Here is a 24,923-nt window from a genome sequence, read left to right as displayed (position 1 = left end):
CAAAGCCATTTTCCCGATGTCATCCCCGTTCTCCGACCGCATGAGTGCGCAGGAACGCCGCGCCGGCGCCACGCTGGCCGCGATCTTTGCGTTGCGCATGCTCGGGCTGTTCCTGATCCTGCCGGTGTTCTCGGTCTTCGCGAAGACGCTGCCGGGCGGCAACGACCTGCAATGGGCCGGCCTGGCGCTGGGTGCCTTCGGCATGGTGCAGGCGATCTTCCAGGTGCCCTTCGGTGTCGCGTCGGACCGCTTCGGCCGCAAGCCGGTGATCGTGTTCGGCCTGCTGATGTTCGCTGCCGGTTGTGCGCTGGCGGCCTGGGCGCCCAACATCGGCTGGATGATCGCGGCGCGTGCGCTGCAGGGGGCTGGCGCGATCTCCGCCGCGGTGTCGGCGCTCGCCGCAGACCTCACCCGCGAGCAGCATCGCACCAAGGTGATGGCGATGATCGGATCGACGATCGGGCTGGTGTTTGCCGTGTCGCTGGTCGCCTCGCCAGCGCTGTATCAGTGGATCGGCATGCACGGCATGTTCCTGCTCACCGGCGCACTCTCGCTGCTGGCGATCCCGGTGTTGCTGCGCGCGGTGCCGACGCCGCCGCGCATCGAAACCGCCATGCCGCGCGTACCTCTGCGCAGCGTGCTCGCCGATAGCCAGCTCGCGCCACTGCATTTCGGCGTGTTCGCGATCCACATGATCCAGATGGGCATGTTCCTGATCGTGCCGCGCATTCTGGTCGATGCCGAACACCTGCCGCTGGCCGAGCACTGGAAGATCTACCTGCCCGTCGTGCTGGCGAGCTTCATGCTGATGGTGCCGGCGATCATCTATGCGGAGCGCAAACGCCAGCTGCGACGCGTGCTGCTTGCCTCGATCGTGTTGCTGGCGGCGACCCAGCTGGGTTTCCTGCTGGCGCACGACGCCTTCTGGCCGATCGTCGCGCTGTTGTTCCTGTTCTTTGTCGGCTTCAACATCGTCGAAGCCTCGCTGCCCTCGCTGGTGTCGCGCATCGCGCCGCCGCAGGCCAAGGGCGCGGCGCTGGGGGTCTACAACACCTCGCAGTCGATCGGCGCAGCGCTGGGTGGCGCGGCGGGCGGCGCCATTGCGGTGCACTTCGGCCCGCATGCGGTGTTTGCTGCGACCACCCTGTTGGCCGTGATCTGGTGGCTCTGGGCGCGTACGATGCGCAACCCGCCGCAGCTGACCGAACGCGAAATCGCGATCGACCCGCACATCGAGATCGCCAGCTTCCGCCGCGAACTGCTGGCGCTGCCCGGCGTGCGCGAAGCCATCGTCGTTCCCGAGCGGCGGATGGCATACTTGAAGGTCAATCCCGAGCGCTGGGATGAAGCGTCCCTGCGCCGACTCACTGGATGTCAAGGGGTAATTAATTCTGTCCAGATCGACGCAGCTCCCGACAATTTATTCTGTCCAAAATCTACAAAGGACGATTTATTTTGTCAGCAGTAAGACTGCGCGAAGTTCAACCAATGCCGGGCGATCGACTACATTGGCTTGCATACTTCCGAGCGAAGTTCGTTCGTGATGCTCCGATCCGATCATTTGAAGGAGTTATGCGGGCGTCGCTTTCGGGGCGATAGCGAGTTCTTAAACACCGCGGGCGAAGGTGCCGTGCTGGCTTGCGCCCATCCTCGACAGGATGAACCGGGATATCAAATATGGGGTTGAGTAAGCGTGCTGTTTTCGGGGCGGATCGAATCGCCCGCGGCACAGTTTCTTGACATCCATGCATACCAAAGAGCTGAAAATCTTCGTGCCTTAGTGGCTGCTCTTCGTTCGAGCGAGGATATCTTCGGTCACGTCCACAAAGGACTGGACAACATTGATCTGGCACCACAGTTCCCAAGCATACGCGCCTTCGGTGTTCAGTCCTGGGGCTCCCTGTAGGTGATACACCCGCCCCGATTGGGTTCTGCCGCGCGCGGTGATCGGATCGAACGTGACGATGGCACTTGAAACGCGTCCGCGATTTCGCGCGCCGACATGGCCCACAAAATGCCACGTCGCGCTTTCTATTTCGTAGACGCACCATCGCGTCAGGATGACAGTTGGCTCCTCTTCGAGGCTGCCAACGATCCAGGGCGCCATGCCATCCCGCCTTCCGCTAGCGCAGAGACTGTACAAAAAAACATTATTATAATGCTTAGCTTACGAGAAAAAGCATGACTAAGTTCTGGGGTGTCGCGGCGCAGCTGCTTAAGTTAGGCCAGCTTTCCCGGCAGACCAATCGCCTTTAGGCACGCCTGGTCAATGCAAGGCATGGCATCGTGCAGCTGCAATTGCCGTCCGTCTCAGCCGTCGGTGTCATCCAGCATGGTGATGAGCGCACGCAAACGTGTCTCAGGCAAGTGACCCGCCAGCCGGATGAGCGTCGCCAGGTCATCGCGGGGTTCAAACAGGTAGGACTGCGGGACATCGAGCGCCTGAGCGAGCCGTTGCACGGTATGAAGATCCGGCATGTGCTTGCCGCGCTCGTATTGGTTGATGCGTGCGCTCGCAGCAAATTCGTCGACGCCTGCAAGAATGCCCAATTGCTTCTGAGAGACGCCGCGCGCTTCTCGTGCGGCTCTAAGCCTGAGCGCAAAGACTGCAGGTGCTCCCATCTCCAACCCAATCCCCGTTGACGAGGACTAAGAGAGTCTTAGGAAACAAATTGACCGAATACTAAGGAATCCTTAGTGTTGACCGCCGTTATCGACACCTTGTTCTAAGGAGAACTCGTCAATGAAATGCGCTCAACATGTCGCGCTTGATGCGGTGGCAACGTGCGGCAAGTGCGGTCGTGGTCTCTGTGCGGACTGCGTCGGCGTCTTCGCGGTACCGATGTGCGGTACGTGTGCCACCTCGCACAACAAAGGCGTCACAAAGTCGCTGTGGCTTCAGCTCACGCTTATGGTCGTCCTGTTTGTGGGAGCGTTCTTGCTCTTCATTGGCCAGACGTCCTTTGGTCAGGCGCTCTGGTTCGCGCTGATCGCAGGCTTCTTCCCGTCCGGCTGGCAATTCATGGGACGCTATTTCTCCCCAAGCGGAGGCTACTTCTCGCCGCTGATGCGATGGATCAATCTCGCAGTCCAAGTCTTCGCAGCCGGGTTCCTCGGCGTCGTAGTCGGACCGATCTTCTTGTTTCGCACTTGGCGCGAATTTCGCAACGTACGCAGTGCAAGAGACGCCCTAGCCAGGCACGAGGACACAGCCTGATGTCGCGTCGGGCCGACGGCGCAATGCAACTCTTGGGCTACGAGCAGCGGCGGTCCTCGAAGGACTCGGATCGCAACAGCGGCGCGCAACAGGACGTTTGTCGCCTGCTGCGAATCCTTGAACGCGCCGGGTATTCTGCGAACGCCAACGACGTCGAGGCGGCGTACCGGGACTACTCCGCGTCACTATGCGCGGAATGGCTGCATCTCGACGATGACGACGAACGGCTCCTGTGCGTTCTCCTTGCACGGCTGGTCCCTGTGACTACAGCGATCACGGCCGCTGAAACCGTGGGCATCGTGCAGGCCGATTCCTCGGGGCGGCTGTTTATACCTTTGCCACAGCCGGTGGTCGACGCCCTGCAGCTGCGCGCCGGGGCGCAGTTGGTCTTTGAGCATGCGGGTCAGAGCCTGCGCGTGACGCCGCTGCGTCACGCACCGGGCGAGATCGCCTGATTTGTTGGGTGGGGAACGGAGCACAACTCATGGTGACACAAACGGCACCGACCCACTGTCACGTCCGCCTTGCGCCGGTCGGCGATGGCTCGGGCGACGTTTGGGCCCCACTTCCGGACGTGCTGCTGCGGCGGGCCCACTGGCGGGTCGGCGATCGGATAAACGTCCATGCGCGGAACGAAGAAATCGTCCTCAAACGGGTTCGCTCGCGACCCTTAAAACCGCGACCCAAGCGTCAAGCAACGCAGAAGCCGCCCCTGCGCACGCGGCACAAAGCATTTCGGCCGCTCTGCCACAATCAACACTGAAATGGCCACCTTTCAAGGCGGTGATCCAATTCTCAGGATGGAGCCGTCCTGGTGATCCTGTTTCTCGACTTCGATGGCGTCCTGCATCCGGACGATGTGCGTCTGCGAGGTCGCACTCCCTATCTCGCCGTGCCCGGCGAACTTTTCATGTGGGCACCCAGACTTGAAACGGTGCTGGCCGCCGCGCCGCAGGTGCGGCTGGTGCTCTCGACAAGTTGGGTGAGGCATCTGGGCTACTCACGCGCCCGGCAAGCGCTCCCCTTCTCACTCCAAGAGCGTGTCATCGGGGCAACCTGGCATTCGGCACTGCTGGGCGGCCGGCCGCGTGGTGACGTCTGCGACTGGGACTTTCTTAGCCGCTACGAACAGATTGAACACTATGTGCGGCGAGCAGCCCTCGATCGCTGGGTGGCGGTCGACGATGCTGTGGAAGGCTGGCCATCCGCCGCCCAGCAGCACTTGGTTGCCGCGCATCCGGAGCGGGGACTTGGCGATGATGAGACGCTTGAGCGCCTAGCCAAGCTCCTTGGACGGCCGTAGGGCGATCGTCAGGCGTTTTCTGAAGAAAATTTACAATCGATGGCAGGTGCTGCCCCCTGATTCGCTTGGCTGCGGATTCCGGTGGCCGCTGTTCCGCTCTGTTGGTGGTGGCCGATTGACTGGCCGCGGGGTTTTTTGGCCAGAAGTCGACCTTCCTTCAGGGTCGCGACTCGGTTTGTCCGTGGGGACCAGAGGTGGTCACCCGCAAGAATAAGAATGACGCGGGTACCGCGCGGGAGCTTCGCGAAGACCTTGCCGGCGCTCGACGCCGTCACCGACTCCAGCTTCAACCTCGGGCCGAAAGGTCAGCCGGCGCTTTTATGGCGGCATCATTCCCGTGGGGTGTTGAGAACTGGCGCGACAAATTAGGCAGCTCGAGCAAAGGCGCGTGATCCACTGCCTCCTGGTAGCCGAGAGATTCATGACGACGCTCCTCTCCGGCGGCCAGGCGAGCTGGTGATTGCTGTCCACCACGCCTTCATACGGAATCAATTCGAGTCGGTATCCCCAATCTATGACAACACCCCCCTAGGTTAATATCTCTAACATTTAGAACTTAGTTTTCGCTCTGGCGAGTACTCCATGAAGATTCGTTTCGGCACAAGAAAGTACAGAAAATGGGAAGAAATGCCCTCAGTGAGGCGTTATTGCGCAATGCTTGGCATCCAAGAGGGTGAATAGGTGGATTTGTACTTCGAGGCCGCTATCAAGGCCATCATTATCGAGCGCACGCCATCAACCGACGCAGCTGAGGCTTCCGTCAGCGCGAAACTCATCAATAAGGCGAGAACACCATGACAATCGCCGATCGCTTCTCCGGACATGAGTCCTTCGTGTGCCGATACGGCTGGCTGCCCAAGGCCTATCAGGCGGTTTCGGCGAATCCCGACCTCCTGAAGGATGAAGAGCGGGCGATGCATACACTGGGCATCGGCCGCAACATGTTGAAGTCGCTGCAGTTCTGGTGCGAGGCCATGGGCGTTCTTGTGCCCGTGACGGGGCATGGTCACCGCCCTGGCCCCATCGGACGCAAGCTGCTCGATCCCGAGTACGGGTGGGATCAGCATCTGGAGTCTCTTGAGTCGCTGTGGTTGCTGCATTGGCGTCTGTGTACTCGTGCGGCGCTGGCAGCTTGGTCGGAGGTATTTGGCGAGGGGCGGCTTGTGCGCTTCGACCGCCAACGGCTGGTTGCGGCGCTGGCGCAACGTGCCGCAGGCTCGGCAAGGCCGCTCGCCGCAAGCACACTGGAGCAACATGCCGCTATCTTTCTCCAGAGCTACTACCAAGCCGAACGCAGCGGCGACGACACCTCCTGGTGCCCGCTGCAGGACCTTGCATTGTTGCGCGCCGCCAAGGAAGAAGATGGTCGTATCGTCTTCAACACCGATCTTCGCGCGCCGATCGGTTTGAGCCTGCGGGTGTTTGCTATAGCGTTGGTGGAGTTCGTTGCCTTGTCCGACAAAGGCTCCACATCGGTGGATTTCCATCGTCTTCTCAAGGGCATGCACAGCCCGGGGGTGGTCTTCCGCCTGGATGAATACCAGTTGCGCGCTTTCGTGGAGAACGTGGCGCAAGGTCCTTTGCGCGATGCCATGCGTTTCGTTGACACGTCCGACACTCAAAGTGTCGTACTCCACCGCGACCGCATCGATCCGAACTACCTGCTGGACGCAAATGATGAGACTCCCGCTCATGCTTAAACGAATCATCGAAGGCCTGGAGTTGAACGCGTACCACACACGCTCGATCTCGCTGAGCCGCGATCTTCACGACGAAACGGCCGTCTCCAGCTACCTGCCCACATCCAATGCCGTACGGGCGCTAAAGCAGATCGGCACGTCGCTTGCGGAGCGACAGAACCAGCGCGCGTGGAAAGTAGTCGGCCCGTACGGAAGCGGTAAGTCCGCGTTGGGGATCGTGCTTGCCCAATTACTCACCGGCCGTGATGCTCATCCTGCGGTCTGGGAGCTGTTGCGTGGCGCTTCCCCGTCTACCGCCAATCTATTTACAGCCTCCAGGCGTTTTGCGCTCGCGATCGTTGGGGCACGGCTGTCGATCGGATTGGCGCTGGAAGCGGAGATCCATCGCGCCCTGGATGGATGGCCCAGGGGCAAGGAGGTTAACGCGCTCAGGCATCACCTGAGCGAGCCGGGCTTCTACAAGGGGCGCCCCATCAATGCGGTTGCTGGAGAACTGATGCGCGAATTTGCATCCGTTGCTCGCACGCAGGGGTTCTCCGGCACGTTGCTCCTGGTTGATGAGGTGGGTAAGTTCATCGAACACGCCGCAATGCACCCAGAGGCCGGCGACCTGATCGCGCTTCAGCAGCTGGCTGAGGAGGCATGCCGGCAGGGGGACGACTCACTCGCGATAGTGGTGCTTCAGCACCAGCACTTTGCCAGCTACGCCGCGGGCGTTGGGCGCGCCCTCGGCGATGAGTGGCACAAGGTTGCATCGCGCTTCGAGGAGATTCCCTTCGACGAGCCGGTCGAGCGCTATGCGCACTTCGCGGCCCATGCGCTCGGCGCCAAGCCGGCGCTGCACCGCGATCCCAAGCTCGTGGAAACCGCACGGGATCTATTCGGCATGGCGCTGGAGCAGTCCATCTTACGTGCGCCAACCTCCGCTGACCATGGTCTATTCCTGCACCCTGAGAAGCTCTACCCGCTCCATCCGCTGACGCTCGCTTCGCTGGCCATCGTTTCCAAACGGTACGGTCAGAGCGAACGCTCATTCCACGCATTCCTCAACAGCAGCGAGCCGGCGGGGCTTCGGGACTTCGCGCAGGTCACGCCCGCAGAGGGGTATCCGTGGTATCGCTTGGCTCACCTCTTCGACTATCTGGCCTCCGGCCACGGGTTGCGTTTTCGCGACCTAGCCGCTGAGCGCCGTTGGGCGTTCGCACTCACTAGTATTGAGCGGCAGGCGAAGGACGCGGACGCCCTCGCGGCACTCAAGACCATTGCCGTGCTGGAGTTGGTCCAGGCACCACTCGCGCTACGTATCACACCGGAGTTGGTCGCGTTCGCGATCGGCGGTCTAGATGTGTCCGAGATTCGGGCGCTGCTGGACCGCCTTGTGGACCAAGGCTATTTGATCCGCCGACATAGCCGTTCCGAATATGGATTCGCCGTGTCGGATGCCATTAACATCGAAGCGCTCTATGACCATGCGGCGCAGGCCGGCGACGGCGAGCTCACCGTGCGCGGCGCCTCGCACGCGCTGGGGAATCGGCTGGTCGTAGCCAACAAGCACTATGACCGGCGGGGAACGATCCGCACCCTGGCCATAGACGTCGGAACCGTTGGTGCCCCGCCTCACGCTGGCGCCCGCAGAAGTGACGCTGACGGGCAACCTGACGGCTGGCTGCGCCTAATCTTGGTGACTGCAGGCTCGCAGGACGAGCAACAGGCACTGGATCTTGTGCGGAGCGCGGACGATCCGCTCAGCTTGCACTGCTGCGTCTCATTGTCCGCCCAAGGGCGCGCGGCGCTCGCGGAGCTGGCGATCTGGCTGGCGGTCCGGGGCGAGATATCCGCCAAGCGGCTGGATCCCTGGACCAGCCAGTACGTCGACAGCCGGCTCCACCAGGCCAAGGAGGATGTCAATGCGCTCGTGTTTTCCGCATTGGTGCCTAGCCCAGGCCGTCCAGGGCCGGTGTACTGGCACCAGGGTGAAGCTGTGCCAGATAGCGAGTCGATGAACGTTGGCCAAGTGGCGTCTTGGATGTTCGAGAAGGTCTTCCACCGTGCGCCGCGCATTATCAACGAGCTGATCAACAAGGATCGCCCGGCGTCCGCTATCGTGCTTGCGCGTCAGCGACTGCTTGACGCTCTGCTGACTGGCTCTGGCGCAGCCCCTCTCTTCCGCGACAACGAGTACCCGCCCGAGCGGCTGATCCATGCCACGCTGCTGCGCGACACGGGCATCTGGCAGGCTGACGGCAACGACTGGAAACTGGTCGAACCCAGGGCAGGGGCTCGCGTCGATATCTGCGCACTCTGGACCGAGATCTCGCACGTCATGGCGAGCAAGGATGCTCCCACGTTCGAGCAAGTGCTGCAGGCGCTGGCTGCGCCACCCCTGGGTGTGCGCAATGGCCCGGCCAGCGTTTGGGTCACGCTCTATCTGATGATTCATCGCAGCCGCTGCGCCGTCTTTGAGCGCGGCACGCTGGTGCTGGAACTCACGAACGAGCATCTACAGCGCATGCATCGGAATCCGCATACGTTCACGGTGCACGAACTCTCGCAGGTGCAGGGAGGCCCAAATTTACTACGTGACTACGGCGCCGTGCTCGCCTCGCTTGGAATGGCGCCAGGTGGCGACTCGACCTATCTGGAGCTGGCTCGCGCGCTGTATCGTTGGTTTGCACGGCTGTCGGATTTCACCCAGCAGACAGGGCGGGTCAGCAAAGATGCTGCATTGATTCGCTCGGTCCTGCGCAAAGCGCAGGACCCAATACAACTCTTGACCTCGACGCTGCCGCAGGCGCACGCCCAAAGTAAGGGGACACGCCCCTTCGTGGAGTGGCTGTCAACAGCGCTAACCGACCTGGGCATGAGTCAACGCAAGCTGCAGGAGACGGTCATCACTGAGTTGGGGCAGGCGCTTGAGGTGGTCGGCCCGCTCGGCGAGATTCGAAGCCGGTTGCAGGCGGAATGCTCGGGCGCCGCGACCGGATTGGCAGACACCCGACTTAAGAGCTTTATCCTGCGTTGCACGGATTTGACGCTGACGGATGAGAAGTGGCTTGATTCCGTCGCCAGTCTACTCGTCCAACGCCCTTTGGACGTCTGGACAGACGAGACCATCGACCGATTTGCACAGGCAGTGACGGACATTTCTGGCCACTATCGACGTTGGCTGCGCCTAGTGATGCAACGCAAAGGCGCCCCGCGCGCCGCCGAGCGCTATGTGAGCCTGACGCTTACTAGCGCCAGCGGGCAGGAGTCTGCGCTGCTGGTTGCCACGACGGAGCATTCCACTCGGCTTGCGCGCAGTGTGTTGAACTTGCTCGCGCAGGAGGCCGGTTCTGACTCAAAGACCGCCGCTGCGGCACTGGCGCAGGCGCTGCAGGATCTGCAAGTAACACGTGTACAGACGGACTCAACCGGGGAGAAAACACATGGCAAGCGAGAAGCGGGTTAGGCACATCCTCAGCTTGTCCGGTGGGAAGGACAGTGCGGCGTTGGCCATCTACCTGCGCGACCGCGTGCCGGAGATGGAATACATCTTCAGTGACACGCGCAAGGAGCTTCCCGAAACCTACGAGTATCTCCAGCGCATCTCGAACTACCTCGGTAGGGAGGTAACGCATCTCAATGCGGACGTCGGGTTCGACCACTGGTACGACATGTACGGCGGCATGATTCCGTCCAATCACCGGCGTTGGTGTACGCGGGCATTGAAGCTCAAGCCTTTCGAACAACATTGCGGCAACGACGAGGTCGTGAACTACGTGGGGCTGCGCGCTGACGAGGACCGCAGCGGCTACATCAGCCACAAGCCGAACATCAAGGCGGTCTATCCGTTTCGCGAAGACGGGCTGGTGTTACGCGACATCGAGGAGATCTTGCGGACTTCCGGCGTGGGCATGCCGCCTTATACACGCTGGGGACGCACCCGATCAGGCTGCTACTTTTGCTTCTACCAACAAAAGATCGAGTGGGTCCGCCTCAAGGAAACGCACCCGGATCTGTACGAAAAGGCCAAGGCGTACGAGAAGCCATACGAGAAGACCGGTAACTTCTTCACGTGGAGCCAGGGGGAAAGCCTGGCAGAGCTAGAGCGGCCGGAACGCATGGAGGAAATTAAGCGCGAGCACGTGATCCGCATTGAGCGCAAGGCGCAGCGCCGTGAGAACGTGACGCTGATGGAGGTATTCGCCCAGGCGGATTCCGCCGAGCTACCGGAGGACGATGATGATCAAGGATGCCTCGTATGTCAGCTGTAACTGCTGTTGGGCATAGTTGCTTGTGGGTATAACAGTCAAAGCTCGCGTCCTCCTTGAGCTCGGTGCGGAGTTGATCAGCTCCGACCAGATTGCAATCTATGAGTTGGTGAAGAACTCGTTAGATGCGCGGGCAACTCGCATAGAGGTCCACGTTCGCATCACATTGCCCCGCAGTGAATACCTCAGCATTCGCAAAATACTTGAGCGATCGGCCCAGAAGAACGAAAGGCTCTCTCGGGACATGGTTCGGCAAATGCTCGAAGCCGGCGTGGAGCCCACGGCTGCGAAGGCGGACCGTGATGCATTCCTAGATAGGGCGCTGTCGCCTTCAAGCGGGGATTACATTCAGGCACTTGATGCCGCCTACGAAGTCTGCAATTGGATCGAGATTTCTGACGATGGTGGTGGCATGTCGTTCGAGGATCTTGGTGGCATCTACCTCACGATTGGCACCACTCACCGCCTGGATGATCGACTGCGCGGCAGCGCCCACACAGTGCTCGGAGAAAAGGGCATCGGCCGCCTCTCTGCCGTGCGCCTTGGAGATCAACTTCACGTCTTGACGTCCAAGAAGGGCGACAGAACGTTGCACGAACTCAAGATCGACTGGGCTACGATCAAGCGCAATCCACACCTCAACCTAGACGACTTCCCAGCAGCTCCTAACGTCGGCCCGAAGAAGAAAAAAGCGTCTGACCACGGCACGATCATCCGCATGTCCAACCTGACGAGCGAGTGGTCGATCGAAAAGATGGAGTCTCTTGCGAAGACAGATTTCGCTAAGTTGGTGGATCCGTTCCTGACTTCGTTCAGCCGCCCGAATGTGCGGCTGTACTTTAATGAACAGTCAGTCGACATCCCTTCGTTTCAGACGCGTCAGCTCACATACGCGCATGCGCGATGCTCAGCGAGTTTCGCGCTCGATGCTGACGGGCAACCTGTCCTATCGGGTGAGGTGACGTACAAGTCCTACGGACAGAGCAAAACCTTCAGCCTGGAGGGGGTGCATCTTCTCAGCGCACTGACTTTGAAAGGAAAGCGTCCGAAGACCGGCGAGGAATTCCGGCCGGCGGTTACCCTGATGCAGGGTCTTGCGAGCCTTGGCTCTTTTGAGATGGAGGCGCATTGGTTTAACCGGCAGAAGCTTCGCCTCGATAAGCCTGATGGCTATGAAGCCGCCCTGCAGTGGTTGACGCGCTGGGGCGGAGGGTTACTGCTTTATCGCGATCACTATCGTGTCTATCCGTACGCGGAGCCGCGTGACGACTGGCTTGATCTGGACGGCATTGCGTTGGCCACGCAGGGCTACAAGATGAATCGAAAACAGCTGGTCGGTGCGGTTCGGATTTCTAGTCGTGGCAATCCACAGCTCCAGGATCAGACCAATCGGGAAGGCTTGCGCGACACGGAAGAAAAGGCGGCGCTGATCGCGCTATTGCGCCACATCTTAGTGGTCGAGTTCAAGAGCTACCTCAACGCTGTTGAGGGGGCACAGGACGAGTCGGCTGCCAAAGAGTTTCCGAAGCTGGAGAAGCGCCTGGAGGAGGCCCAGAAGCAAGCGTTGAAACAGGTCCAGCATCTGAGAACCAAGGTAAAAGCTCCAGAAGACGTTGCAGCGATCAACACTCTGCTTGCTCGCATGACGGACATGTCGGAAGCCTGGGAGCGTTCGAAGATGACCGTTCGTGCCTATGAGGAGGACATTGACAAGTACGTCCATCTCGCGGGCGTCGGCCTAATGACGGAGTTCATCTTCCATGAATTGGCGCGCCTTTCCGCAAACGCCTTGAAGTTGCTGCAGACCTACAAGTCGAGCAACGCCACCGAAAACCGCCAGCTTCGGAACCTGCGAGATCAACTGAGCACTCTCGAGAGGCGGATCCGGGTCTTGGATCCTTTGTCGACGCCGGGGCGTCAAAGGAAGGAATCGTTTGACCTAGTTCAGATGCTGCGGGATGTCGTTGAAATGCACGAACCCCAATTTGGGCGCCATGGAATCCGAGTAGACCTGACCGGTCTGGGCAAGACGGTCGTGCTGATTAAGGCCGTCCGCGGGCAGCTTCTGCAGATCGTAGAAAACTTCATCTCCAATTCGGTTTATTGGCTCAAGCTGCTTGCGACAACGACGAAGTTCGAGCCCGTCATTAGCTTCAGCATCGACAGGGCTGCCAACACACTCACCGTTTTGGACAACGGTCCTGGTATCCCAGAAGACCGCGGCGATGAAGTATTCAATGCGTTCTTCACGACCAAGCCTTCTGGCGAAGGTCGCGGGATGGGTTTGTATATCGCGAAGAAGCTTGCGGAAGGTAATGCGATGGAAATCGGACTTGCGGAAGCCGATGAAGACCGGATCCATCATGGATTCGTTGTCAGCTATAGAGGGGCAAGGGATGGAGGCTCTTGAAGAAGCGCTCGTCAAGCCGTTAAAGAAAGTGGTCGTTATCGACGATGCCTATGCATCGGCTGATCCCGCCGATATTGATGGGGAAGCGGTATCCCGATTTCGCGACACCCTACTCGATGTACCGAAGCGGTTGACGCAGGTGAAGCGGGAATTTCATCGCCCAGGGCTTGATCCCTCGGTCCCGCTGCACCTTGATGAGCTTCTTCAAGACACTGCCACTGTGGCCCGGCTTTGGGCCTTGCGAAAGAGGCAGGCTTGGTCCTGGCTAGTTGAAACTGTCTTCCGAAAGTATGCAGAGGACCTAGAAGAGAAGCGAGGGGCTCTCGAAGGGCTTGAGGGCTTCTTGAATGAGCAGAAATGGCGCGTCAATCGCGTTTCGAAGTTTGACCCCTCGACGCTCGATGTTACCGGATACCAGGTCATCTTTCTGGACTTCTACCTCAAAGACGAGAGAGACCCAGAGCGGTCATTAGCCCGAGCCGCGCAGCTTGCTCAACTGATCATTGATGCGAGACAGAAAGGTGCTCTCAAGCAGTACCCGCTGGTTGTACTGATGTCGTCGAGGCCAGGGGCGGCGGAACAGCAGGGAGCTTTCAAGGAACGAACGGGGCTTCGGGCAGATTTTTTCTGCTTCGTCGAGAAGAACCAGATCGCCCAGCAGCTCATGCCGAAGCTCAGACGCATGCTCGAGGGCTACCATGGCAAACAGTCTTGGGCGCACATGCTCGACGAGTTCTGGCTGGGCGCCATTCGCGCAGCGAAAACGTTGCGGCAGAATCTGTCGAAGATCGAGCCTTCGGAAATTGCTCTGCTTCATGAAGCAGAGCTCGCTGTCGAAGAGGCTAGGCTGCCTGATTACCTATCATGGTTAGTCTCGGAGTCGCTCGCGAGCAGTCTACTGGAGGACGCGGGAGTGCGGGGTTTGGGGGCGCAACTGCCAGACTTGATCGGGCACAGCGCGTTTCCCGGGACGGTACCGCCCGGCAGTCGACTGGCCGAGATGCACGTGCGCTCGGTGATGCGGCTCGATCTCACTGACGACCTCCCAGAGACCAAGAGTTCGCCCGTCCAACTGGGTGACCTCTTCGCGAGATTGAACGGGGACGGTACACCGAAGGAGTTCCTTCTCGTGGTCGATCAGAGCTGTGACCTCGCAAGGCCCCATTCCAGTCAGAAGACCGTGGTCTTGTGCCTGCGCTGTGTTCCGCAAGAGATCAGCGACGTGGCACTCGCGTTCTATCGGACGGCGTATGGATCGGTCGACTTGGTCAGCATGACCTGCGGCGAGGGGCAAAAGTACTACCTGGCGAGTTGGGATCCGGTGAACCCCACGACACCGGAATTGGCGGAACTATCCCATCGCAGGGGGAGCATCAAACGGGTGGCTCGATTGAAGCCAGTTGCTGCGCTTGCACGTCAAGAAGACTTAACTCAGCGTGTCGGGCGGATCGGTCAGCCTGTTGCGCCGCCGTCGGTGACAGCATATCGCGCAAAGCTGGTCCTGATAGGCAAAGATGGGTTCCAGAAGGAATTTGATGCCACTAAAGAGCCTTGGGCTTCAGTGGTCATCGTGCAAGGACGCCATATGCCCAAGCCAGACCCTGTCGGCGGCGGTGCAGCATCGAAGAAGAAGCCTCCGACAACGACGACCTTGAGTCTGACATCGGACTTCGGCGAATGGCTCTCGGGCAAGCTGGACCGCGCACACCTGGCAGACGCTCAAGCTTCCAGCCAAGCCAAACTGCTGAAGCAGCACTTGGCAGCTGGGACGGTACAGCGCGTGAGCTTTGAGAGCGGGGACCAGATTAAGGCGAGCCTTGGGCAGGCATGGAGAAGGGCAAGCCTTAAGAAGCCACCGACTTCCATCCATTGCGTCTTCGACAAGACCATACCAAAGGATCTGACGGATGCCATGATCGTGCTGCTTTTAACGCCTTATGAGCAGCAGCTCTGATACTTACTTTAATGCTGTTGGAGAAGGGACAATGACGGTTGACGCCGAAAAATGGATCAGCTTCGTCAGGCAATATGGTCCTCTCGCGCGCAATGCGAACATGTACGACGAGGAGATTCGGCGCTGGTCGAAGAAACTCAACGTCAGACCTATTGCCTTCGAACATCCGCTCAGCCGGGACGTGCTTGCCTCCTTCACTGACCGCAAAGTAGGCCACGGTGGCGTGGTCATACTCACCGGCACAGCTGGTGACGGTAAAAGCCACCTCTGCTACCAAGTATGGGAAGCGCTGGGAGGCTCACCCGACGCCTGGGCCAGCAATACGTCCTATTTCAAGATGCCTGTGACTATCAATGGCCACACCTACACACTCCATCTCATTCGCGACCTGACACCGTTCTGCAAGAATGATCCGGACGGCTCAAAGGCCCAGCTTCTGCGAGAGCTTAGCTCGGCAATATTCGAGCCCTCGTCCGACCTATTCCTCGTCGCAGCCAATGACGGGCCACTCGTTGAAAACTGGCGCAAGCTCGGTGCTTATGGCGCCGCACAACGCGCCTTGGCGTTGTTCGAAGCCCGGCTCATGAATGACGAAGATCCAGAGCCGACCGACCGGTTGCACTTCTTCAATCTCAGCGCCGTGTCCAGTGCGGCCGTACTAGCACTCTGTCTCGATGCACTCCTCGGCCATGAAGGCTGGGAGAGTTGCTATGCGGCCGCGCAACAGAACGGATTCTTCGGTCCCACATGTCCGATCAGGCACAATTTTGAGCTCTTGCGCGACCCGCTCGTGCGTTCCCGGCTCGTGGCGCTATTCCAACTTCTTGACTTCAACGAGCTCCATACGCCGATCCGGCGCGTCCTTCTACTGCTTGCCAACGCAATCCTGGGCCATCCCGCAGCTAAGGACGGTCTCATGTCTGCATCTGACGTGGCCAAGATCATCGCCGCAGGAGAAACCCACAAGGCGAGTCTTTTCGCCAATATCTTCGGTGCCAATCTGAAGAGCGCGAAACGCGATGCGCAGGAAATCTTCGACTATCTCAGTCGGTTTGGTATCGGTTTTGAGACCACGAACCGGATAGATAACATCCTGATTTTCGGTTCGGAAGACGAGAACGTCAGCCAATATTTTCATGACCTGGTCGAGGCCGACTGCTTCTATGGTGCAACCGAACGATATCGCGGCGAGCAACGCAGGTATATCGAGACGCCAGACGCGCAAAACGGCGACCGGCACCCCTTCCTAGACATGCTCGTTGACCAACGGCGCGGGTTGTTTTTCAAGATTCCAGATGCCCACGCCGACGAACTGAAACTTTGGTGCCTAACCGTATTCAATAGTGCTGGCGAATATCTGCGCGATATCACGCGGCCTTTAAACGACGGAAGACGTGTGTCGCGTCAAACAGTGAGCAAGCTCGTAAATGGACTCAACCGTATCTTCACTGGACTCCTTACCACGACAAAGAGCGAGCTGTTGCTAGCGACCAGTCTTTCGCACTCCGGCGCCAAGATTAGCCAATTGCTCGAAGACAAAGTCGCCATCAACTCCCATGGGCGTGTGGAGCGAGTCGAAATATCCCTTTTCCGAGAGTTTCCGCATCTCATTGTGACGCTGCCCAACGGACAAACGAGATCGCTGGCCCTCAACCTCACGCGCTACGAATTCCTCATGCGCGTGAGCGATGGCGCGCTACCTGGCAATTTCTCCCGGGAGTGCTATGAGGATCTGTTGGCATTCAAGAGCGCTCTTCTCTCGGCTGCAGCGATCGACCGTCATACGCAGTACGACGATGATGCTTTGATATTCCGACTCCTTGCCCTGGATATCGCCGGGAATGCCATCGACCAAGTAGTAGAGATCTCAAATGACTGAAATCGTCGTGCTCCCTCCGCCGCCGGTAAAATATCACGACGACAATGACCTGTGGCTCGACGAGCAAATATGGGGCCACCGACTCTGGGAGCAAGATCCATGGCTCTTATTCCTCGAATTTCTCTCCGTCGCAGAAGCTTCTCATACGACCGGAAAGCTATTTTCTGATGACGCGACAACGTTTCCATTCAGCTTCCGGCCGGCGCAACGGCCATATCTGCGTAATCTCTTGTTCAACAATGAGAAACTGCTAGAGTTTGCTGATCTCTATCCCGATAACGAAACCGGATGGGCTAAATGGCTTGAGTGGATGCAGAACAACGCCAAAATGGTCGCCCACCGCGATTTTTCTTACCTCAAGAAGAGATTTGAAAACTTCCAACAGCTCGTCAAAGTCATTGAAATGCTGCGCTCTGCTACGATCGAGAGCAGCATGAATAAGAGATGGAGTTCACGCTTCGTATTTCCGTTTGGGCGCCATGCGATTTATGAGGATCTCAATACGGAGGGTGGCCGCGAATACATCAATTTCACGCGCAACGGCGACCTGCTTTATCAGATGCTCGCGCGATCAAGCGCCGCACCTGAGCTCGCGCGACATTTTGCACATCTGTTCGAGCGACGTGATCCCTGCGATCGCCTGACCGAACTCCTCCAACCGGAAATCCCCGAGGAGCGACATACACGAACCGGCAGCTACTTGCCGTACGCGAAGCATCCCGCCTTTGAGATGTTGGCTCAAGATTGGCTGGCCGTTCTCGAGCTCCAGCTTCCGAGATTCGACGCCTATCCGTACCTGACGATCCTTGGCGCGCTTCACATCACTCTTTACCAGCTGCAGGTCGCTGCCCACGTCTGTGACAAGCCCAAGCCCCACTTCATTTGCGAAGTTGTCGCGCCCAAGAAGACGCTGGTTCGCGAGCTTTCGGCCGGCAATTACATCGTGAACAACCAATTGTCTATTTCGGCAGTCGATACCTATGTGCGAAATATCGGCAATTCGCCAGAATGGATTGCAGCGGCGGCAGAGCAGTCTGGTTTTGCTGCTTGCCGCGAAATCATGCGAGAAAAAGTTCGTTGGCCCAATGCGAAGTACACCGGTCCAGCCGAACCTGACGCTCTCCTTGAGGACCTACGTCATAAAGCGCAGCGCCGCCATATTCAGCATACGGCCAACATCCACAATAGCCTCGGACGAGGCGCAGGGCTGGTCTCGCGTCGCGGCACCAATCGGTTGCGCTACGCACCAACCGATGAACTCCTCAAGGCACTAATCCTCGCCAACGTTCCTGTGCGCATGGACTACGGCCAATTCCTTGGCCGCCTCTACGATCGCTACGGCCTTGTCTTCGGAGAGCAGGAGGGCCAGCTCTCCATTACCACAGAAGACTTTGATAAGCGTGCGTTTCAAGCCAATTCCTCGCGGCTCGAAAACCGCCTCAAGACAATCGGGATGCTTCGGCGCCTCTCTGACGCCTGCGCTTATGTCGAAAATCCCTTGCGGAGATCTGCAGCATGAACGTAGCCTCGCTTGTAGGCGCAGTCGGCGCCGCCTATCTCCGCGAAGAGCTCCAGACCGATGTAGGTGCAGTGCAGTCCACCGCACGCTATGTGCTCAATCTCAGCGCCGAACAGGTCGCGGCCGTCGCACGTGCGGTGCTTGCGGACCCTTTCCTCAATGACCGCATTGACATCAAGCTACCAATTTCGCTCGCAAACGGCCAAGGTTTACCCGCAGAAATACTGACGACCGAGAGCGCAACATTCTATCGGAATGCTGACTGCCAGAAGACCGCCTATCTACTCGCCGAACACGAACATGGCGAAGACGCCTCGATCCGTGAAATCGCGAGACTTGGCCCCCCTGAACTACTAGAGCGCATCGATCTTTGGGTCCGGGAGGCTTCAAAGGGTCTGCCTATCGCCCAGGAACAGCAAAGATGGTGGGAAAAAGCCCTAACCGGGCTCCGCGATCTTCGTATCGTCTCGATCGACCGCTTTGCCGTCTATATCTTGCGCACCCGCCAAGAGAACGAGGAAACGGGACGCCCCATCATCGACGCGCTGGGTGCCGCAATGCCAGCACTACGTCTGCCAAAAGACCCTGCGTGTTTCGGAAGCCTCAAAGAGCGGCAGCGTGGTCATGCATCGGCATGGAAGCAGCAATTCAACAATGCTCACAAGAGGCGATCTGGGCTGCTCCTCAAGCAGACCTCAAGCCAGCTCCTACTCAGCGAAGAAGACTTGCGCACAGCGTTCGAAAAAGTTGCGCACCAGATCCCGAATGCCTGCTACCCCGCGATCGAAGCCTTTATCAGGGCGCCCAGCGGCTGGAATGCGCAGGCCGAAGCTTTGGCCGAACAAGATTGGGAGCAAATTAAGCCGATCTTCGATGGCCTGCAGCGCGAGAAATTCAACCTTGGCAAGAACACACTTGAATACTTCAGTGAGCTAGAAGAAGACAAGCTTGACGAGGAAGAGCGGGAATATCTCAAGCTATTGTCCAAGCGGTCGGAAAAAATCGATGAAGACACGGACTTCTATGAATCCCACCGCAGCGAAATCAAAGACGACAAGAAGCTGAAGTCTGCTTGGGATCGTTTTGTATATGGCCGCCCCATCGAAACAAGCGACTTCATTGCCGGCATTTGCGCGGTTATGGAGCCACTTTACAATCGCATGCCGCCGGGCAATCAGCGCAAGCTGAAAATCAAATGCGAATCCGCGACAAAGAGAGACCTGCGTTCTCTCAACTATGAAGCCGGTCTCTATTTCGCGCACCGTTACGCCGGCCTACGTCGTCTGTTCGGAGGGATGATCGATTGGGATGTCGGCGATCTTTTCGAATTCGAGCAGCTTGTCTCCGACTGGAAGAAGGGCGATAAGGCCAAGAATAAGCTCAACACCTCCACCGCCAAACCGGCGCTGCAGCTCAAATTCGTCGTCGAATTGGAGACAACGACCAATGAGGACAGCATTCAAAAGCACTCGACGCAGCTGATCTGGCGCTATAACCCCTCATGCGTCGCCAGCCAACTGGTCGACGACTGGGGGCGGGTGACCCAAAATCCCTTCACTGCCTGCCGCACGCAGCGCGAATTTGCCGCCGACAAATCGATCGATTTGGCCAACGTAAGAACGTTCATGCCGGCGTTTGACCGTGATCGCGGTTCATTTGTGCCAGCGGCCAAACCTGACCGGAATCTCGACACGCTTTGGCGCAAGAATCTCAAAGAATGCGTTGATCAAGCCTATCTCTCCGCCCAGGATGCCAAGACGTTGGGAGACGCCTTTGCAACCTTTGAAAATGCCTACAAGCTCGCAGTTGCCGATTTCTCGACAAAAGGCGGTGGCGCTGACTCCGTACTCAATCAGACGATAGCGTACGCCGCACTGCTCGAAACCGTCCTAACTTTGGCCAAAGGCGATCGCAATCGCGACAAGCTGCTCAAGCCACTGCTCATGATTGGTGTCGCGCCGATCGACGGTGGCAGGCCGGCGGCCGTGGTCGCGCCCTGGCATCCGATGCGTCTGGCTGCCATATGGCGAAAGTGTCAGCTCGCCCTCGATCTCGTTAGTCAGGTTCTCGGCAGCATAGAGGCGGAGGGTGATCCCAAGCTATTCTTCCGGGATATCGCCCATGATTTTGAGCACGCGCTTTACCCTGAGATTGTGCCGATCTGGACGAATGACGGCCCGCAATTTCTCACTGCAAGCGACGTGGTCGCCGACTACAGCCTGCATGAACCCCCAGTCGCTGACCCCAAAGGCGAGAACGACACAAATGAAAGCCCAGCAGAGGGCGGCTCCTGCGTCTACGATCTCGTCAAGCGCTATCTCGCACTGCAGCCGCACGAACGGTCCAACATGTCGGTCGTGCTGTTCAATTGTGATTCCGCGCGGCTGCCTCAGGCGGTCGTGGCAAAGATCGGCGGCATGCAGGACGACGAGGACGACGTCCGATGTCAAGTCCTGCTGCGTCACATTGAAAGCCAGAAGCTTCGTAACATCTATTGCTCGATCTTGAGCTCCGAAGCTACGGCAGACGCCTATAGCGCGAGTGAAGCCTCTCAAGATTTCATGGCCCGCCTGCGGATTTCGGTGATTGCTGACCAAGCACCGCCGCCCAACCCCAAAGACGGCCATCCATACGACATTGTATTTTCGCAAGATGTCATATCGCGTCACGCGCAACTTGAATGGTATCTCGAACAAGGCGAACCAGCCGACATTCGCAAGCTGTTGCCATCACGCTGGTCGCGGCGCCGGCCGGCTGCCCGAGACGACCTAAAATCAGCGGTCTTCCTATGCTGCCCAGTACAAAGTGCTGAGGGCTGGGCCTATATCTCTGCTGTCGCGAGCATTTTTAAAGGTGACCGCGATGAATCGACATCAAAACGTCTCTTGCCTGTACGCCAACTAGATTTCGCCGACGGCCGGACCAAACGCATCTTCGAAGAGACTCACGACCTAGGTAATTGGGTCGTCAATTTCGATGAGCTTCTCGATCGGCGTCAGCTGATGAATCACCAAGTCCGGGTCATTCGCTACAAGCAGATCTCGACGCAGGGGCGCAATCTAATCATTTCTTCGCGCGCTCCAATGACGCTTTTGCGCTCGATGATTGTGAGCCGCCTCAAGGCCCTGCAGCTACCGCTATCCTGCTCTGAGGTGCGAACACTGGCCGATCGCTTGATCGATGACGCCAATGATGTATCTGGTGACATCGTGCTGCGGGCCGCTACATGCGGCCAGAGCGCCAGCGAACTGATGGGCGTCGTTTTGAGCCGCCGGATGTTGCGAGATGACCTTGGGCCCGATCAACTGATCGGCTGGTACTTCCTTGATGACTACGCGTCATGGCTTGGTCAGCGAGAACAACAGATCGCCGATTTGCTCGCAATCTGCCCCCAGGTAGCTGAGGACGGCACACTGCGGATCGCGCTCGCTGTAAGCGAAGCGAAATACGTCGAGATTGAGAGCCTAGCCACCAAGCGCAAAGAGTCGCAGAAGCAGCTGCGCGATACACTTGAGCGCCTGGAAGACGCCATCTTTGGCGATCCGGAGCGGCTCGACCGCCAGTCTTGGCTGGCTCGGCTGGCTGACCTTATGCTTGATGGTATCCGCGTCCCGGCCGCCCGCGGCATCGATCTTGGCCAATGGCGTCGCGCCATGCGCGAAGGCCGGTGCGAAGTCCACCTCAAAGGCCTCTCGCACGTCTTCGTCCCGACATCGTCTGACGCAGACGATCTAACGATCGCGACCGAGGTCGCCGACGCTCACTGCGCCTATCAGGAAATCATCGGTCGCAAGGCGCTCAAGCAGCTCTTGATGGCCTACTGGCACAACCAGAGTACTGCCGACGTCCGGCGCGGCATGGGCTTCTACCATATGGATTTTGAGCCAATCTGGCGTGCTCCCGGCTCCGGCATTGCGTTTCTCCGCAGCGCATATTGCGCGCCTGTCCGCAGACCGGCGTCCCTGCCTGCGCCCCCTGCTTCTGAAGCGCCAGACACCCCCGCTGGAGTGCCGACGGAACCGAGCATAGAGAACGCGTTCCACGCGCAGGCCCCAGGCGATAGCGTGCAGTTACCCATCTTTTCTTCGCCGGCACGGGCGCATTCTCATTGGGCTTATTCGGAGATCGCCGATTTGCTCGCGTCGGCGCTTCACATGGTCCCTATCGCACCTGAAGAAGGGGAATGGCTCAAGCAAACAGCCTTTTCGACGCGCAGCGCCCTGCAGCAGTTACAGCTTCAGGCCAAATTAATCGGTTCGGCCCTTACGCCCAATTCTGCGCTACTGCGGTTCGCCGGCAACGCAAACCTCACTGTCGAGCAGGTCTTGAAGAAGCGGTCCGAGCTTTTGACGACCTATGGACTGAACGTCATCTCGGTCCGTCCAGAACCCGGTGCCGTCATCGTCGCTGTGGAGCGGCCCAAACGCCGGGTCATTGATATCCGCTCCCTCTGGGCCGACTGGTCACCGGCCTCGAACGGTTGGGGTAATCAAGAGCTCATGATCGCAGTGCAAGAAAATTCAGGCGCTCCCCTATTTCTCTCGCCTGCTAAAGACCATGCACCACACACGCTGATCGCGGGGAGCACCGGCAGTGGCAAGTCCGTGTTGATGCAGAACATCATCATGGGGATCGCTGCGACTAACACACCGGAACAAGCGAAGATCGTCCTGATCGACCCCAAACAAGGCGTTGACTACTTTGCTTTCGATAGGTTGCCGCATATCGACGGCGGTGTCATCGATGATCAGGGCTTGGCAACTAAGCGGCTCGAAGAACTCGTGGCCGAAATGGATCTCCGCTACGCACGCTTCAAGGAAACGCGCGTATCCAATCTGGCCGCCTTCAATGCCAAGGTCGCAGCAAACGAACGCTTGCCTGTCATCTGGCTCATTCACGACGAATTCGCCGAATGGATGCTTACGGAAGACTATAAGGTGGCCGTGTCGGCTATTGTTCAGCGGCTCGGTGTGAAAGCTCGTGCCGCAGGCATCTATCTAATCTTCGCCGCTCAGCGGCCCGATGCCAATGTTATGCCGATGCAGCTACGCGCAAACTTAGGCAATCGTCTAATTCTACGTGTCGACTCAGAAGGGACATCCGAAATCGCTCTTGGCGAAAAAGGCGCGGAACGCCTGCTGGGCAAAGGTCACCTGTTAGCGAAACTCGAAGGCGAGAGGGAGATGATCTACGCCCAAGTTCCGTTTGTCGATATTGAATTCGTCGAGACGATCATAATGAAAATGCTCAAAGGGCACACGGCCGTCTAGACTGTGCCTCCTGCAGGCCGCCTGCGTGTCGGGTCAGTTTTAGGTGATCGCCAACAGCTTATCCAGAACGACCGACGGGAGGTAGGCTCAAGCATTGTTCCGGGCCTTGTGCAGCGATTCTCCTAGCAACTCGTTTCGGTGCGCGCTTTGCACCAGCCGATCGAGAATCGCCACAACCTGTCGCCGCAAGGATGGTGGAAGCGAGCGTATTGCGGTGTAAAGTGAGTGCATCCTGCGATCACGCCCGTAGTCAGCGCTCCCAGCAGAGATAGCCTCTTGGGAAGCATTCTGCCCACCCGAGCCTGCCATGGAGGACACCGAGTGGGCACTCGCCTAACGCATGCACCCGTCATCCTGACGCTATGCCAAGTGGTATTCAACGACATCCCAGACTGGGATGTGAAATTTCAAAGCGGATTGCGTTCGGCGGTCATCAATGCCGGCTATCCGCTGACTTGGTCCGAGCAGATTCCTGCAGTAGGGCTACTTCCCGCCTTTAGCGAGGATATGGCGCAAGGACTGCGGACTCAGCCCCAGATCATGTGGCGCTGGCTGGCGCGCTCTATCGACAACTGTACAGCGTTCGTTTTCAGCTCCAACGCAGTGTCAATGATGACCGCCGCGTACGGGGACTATGCAGGTCTGAAGCGCCGATTCGGTAGTGTCCTCAGGCTCGTGGAGCAATTCTTAGAACCTAAAGCGGTGGTCCGTACTGGGCTGCGTTACGTGAACCTCATGAAATTTGAAGGCAGGCCCGCAAGCGAGATTCTCGCTTCGAGCGTGCATGGCGCGGCCGACGATCCGGGTTCGCTCGGCACGCCGACGCAAACGCACTGTGAGGCGGTATTTCAGATTGCCGGCGGGACGCTGATCGCCCGAACGGTGACCCGGAACGGAGAATTCGCGATCGCGGCCGAACTGATGCCGCTGCCAGTGACGCTCAGCGAAGAGCGAATCGCTGGTGATCTGGGCCACTATGCCTTGGTCGACATTGACCATTTTGTGCAAACCAACGATTCGTACGAGATTGCACGGGTCCTGCAGCGGCTCGACACGTCGCATGATACGGCGAGCATGGCTTTCGAATCGATTACGACCGAGGAGGCAAGGACACGATGGCTGTAACCGGATTGAACCCAGGTGAGCGGCATGCGCTTATGTCACCTCGCATCGCGTGCGCTTGGATCACATCATGTATCGGACCAATACCGCCGGTGCGACGATCGAGCCCTAATGGTATTTGACACAGAGAAGCGTTTGGGACGATGCGGCTTTCGCCTAGGCGTCCGTGACATGTAAGATTTAAAGGCGCGACGAACTCTAGGATGGTGACGTCGCGTATCACCAGGCAGGGACGACCCGAAATCCAAGGGATAGCGTGCGCGGCATGGCCCGCTTTGCCTCTTTTCCGAAGTGCT

General features: G+C 58.6%; 15 protein-coding genes. 13 read left to right on the top strand and 2 right to left on the bottom strand.

What is annotated here, in order from left to right; translation table 11 throughout:
• The first annotated feature begins 16 nt into the window (after positions 1–16).
• Positions 17–1,468, top strand: a complete 1,452-nt coding sequence (locus GGR36_RS13800; RefSeq protein ID WP_338086697.1) for an MFS transporter — start codon at positions 17–19, stop codon at positions 1,466–1,468.
• Between the two features lie 309 nt (positions 1,469–1,777).
• Here the strand turns inward: GGR36_RS13800 and GGR36_RS13795 are convergent, their stop codons facing one another.
• Positions 1,778–2,107 (bottom strand): hypothetical protein, encoded by a 330-nt coding sequence (locus GGR36_RS13795; RefSeq protein WP_183635304.1) that lies wholly within the window; start codon positions 2,105–2,107, stop codon positions 1,778–1,780.
• A gap of 203 nt (positions 2,108–2,310) precedes the next feature.
• Positions 2,311–2,622, bottom strand: a complete 312-nt coding sequence (locus tag GGR36_RS13790) for a helix-turn-helix domain-containing protein (RefSeq protein WP_183635303.1) — start codon at positions 2,620–2,622, stop codon at positions 2,311–2,313.
• Positions 2,623–2,743: 121 nt separating this feature from the next.
• Here GGR36_RS13790 and GGR36_RS13785 point away from each other — a divergent pair, with 121 nt between their 5' ends.
• The 12 genes from GGR36_RS13785 (at position 2,744) to GGR36_RS13730 (ending at position 24,630) form a co-directional block, all read left to right on the top strand.
• Positions 2,744–3,217, top strand: coding sequence for a hypothetical protein (locus GGR36_RS13785; protein ID WP_183635302.1), 474 nt, complete (start codon positions 2,744–2,746; stop codon positions 3,215–3,217).
• On the top strand, positions 3,217–3,672 hold the full coding sequence (locus GGR36_RS13780) for a hypothetical protein (protein WP_183635301.1): 456 nt from the start codon (positions 3,217–3,219) through the stop codon (positions 3,670–3,672). The genes GGR36_RS13785 and GGR36_RS13780 overlap by 1 nt, the downstream gene beginning before the upstream one ends.
• A gap of 359 nt (positions 3,673–4,031) precedes the next feature.
• Positions 4,032–4,520 carry an HAD domain-containing protein gene (locus GGR36_RS13775; RefSeq protein ID WP_207064435.1) on the top strand — a complete coding sequence of 163 codons (489 nt, stop codon included), beginning with the start codon at positions 4,032–4,034 and terminating at the stop codon, positions 4,518–4,520.
• A gap of 794 nt (positions 4,521–5,314) precedes the next feature.
• Positions 5,315–6,220: a DUF4007 family protein gene (locus GGR36_RS13770; RefSeq protein WP_183635300.1), complete on the top strand. Its 906-nt coding sequence runs from the start codon at positions 5,315–5,317 to the stop codon at positions 6,218–6,220.
• Complete coding sequence (locus GGR36_RS13765; RefSeq protein WP_183635299.1) at positions 6,213–9,671, top strand: hypothetical protein; 3,459 nt, start codon at positions 6,213–6,215, stop codon at positions 9,669–9,671. The genes GGR36_RS13770 and GGR36_RS13765 overlap by 8 nt, the downstream gene beginning before the upstream one ends.
• Positions 9,649–10,476: a phosphoadenosine phosphosulfate reductase domain-containing protein gene (locus GGR36_RS13760; protein ID WP_183635298.1), complete on the top strand. Its 828-nt coding sequence runs from the start codon at positions 9,649–9,651 to the stop codon at positions 10,474–10,476. The genes GGR36_RS13765 and GGR36_RS13760 overlap by 23 nt, the downstream gene beginning before the upstream one ends.
• 70 nt (positions 10,477–10,546) lie before the next feature.
• On the top strand, positions 10,547–12,883 hold the full coding sequence (locus tag GGR36_RS13755; RefSeq protein WP_183635297.1) for an ATP-binding protein: 2,337 nt from the start codon (positions 10,547–10,549) through the stop codon (positions 12,881–12,883).
• Positions 12,819–14,837: a hypothetical protein gene (locus GGR36_RS13750; protein WP_183635296.1), complete on the top strand. Its 2,019-nt coding sequence runs from the start codon at positions 12,819–12,821 to the stop codon at positions 14,835–14,837. Before GGR36_RS13755 ends, GGR36_RS13750 begins: the two co-directional genes overlap by 65 nt.
• Positions 14,838–14,868: 31 nt before the next feature.
• Positions 14,869–16,716 (top strand): hypothetical protein, encoded by a 1,848-nt coding sequence (locus GGR36_RS13745; RefSeq protein ID WP_183635295.1) that lies wholly within the window; start codon positions 14,869–14,871, stop codon positions 16,714–16,716.
• A complete protein-coding gene (locus GGR36_RS13740; protein ID WP_183635294.1) occupies positions 16,709–18,235 on the top strand; it encodes a hypothetical protein in 1,527 nt (508 codons plus the stop codon). Before GGR36_RS13745 ends, GGR36_RS13740 begins: the two co-directional genes overlap by 8 nt.
• Positions 18,232–23,505, top strand: a complete 5,274-nt coding sequence (locus GGR36_RS13735) for an FtsK/SpoIIIE domain-containing protein (RefSeq protein ID WP_183635293.1) — start codon at positions 18,232–18,234, stop codon at positions 23,503–23,505. The genes GGR36_RS13740 and GGR36_RS13735 overlap by 4 nt, the downstream gene beginning before the upstream one ends.
• Before the next feature lie 225 nt (positions 23,506–23,730).
• The gene (locus GGR36_RS13730) at positions 23,731–24,630 is read left to right on the top strand and encodes a TIGR04255 family protein (RefSeq protein WP_338086696.1); all 900 of its coding nucleotides are present in this window, start codon (positions 23,731–23,733) and stop codon (positions 24,628–24,630) included.
• The last annotated feature ends 293 nt before the right edge of the window (positions 24,631–24,923 follow it).

Origin of the sequence: Niveibacterium umoris (assembly GCF_014197015.1) — a bacterium.
Taxonomy (GTDB): domain Bacteria; phylum Pseudomonadota; class Gammaproteobacteria; order Burkholderiales; family Rhodocyclaceae; genus Niveibacterium; species Niveibacterium umoris.
This window is presented reverse-complemented; position numbering and strand designations above follow the sequence as displayed.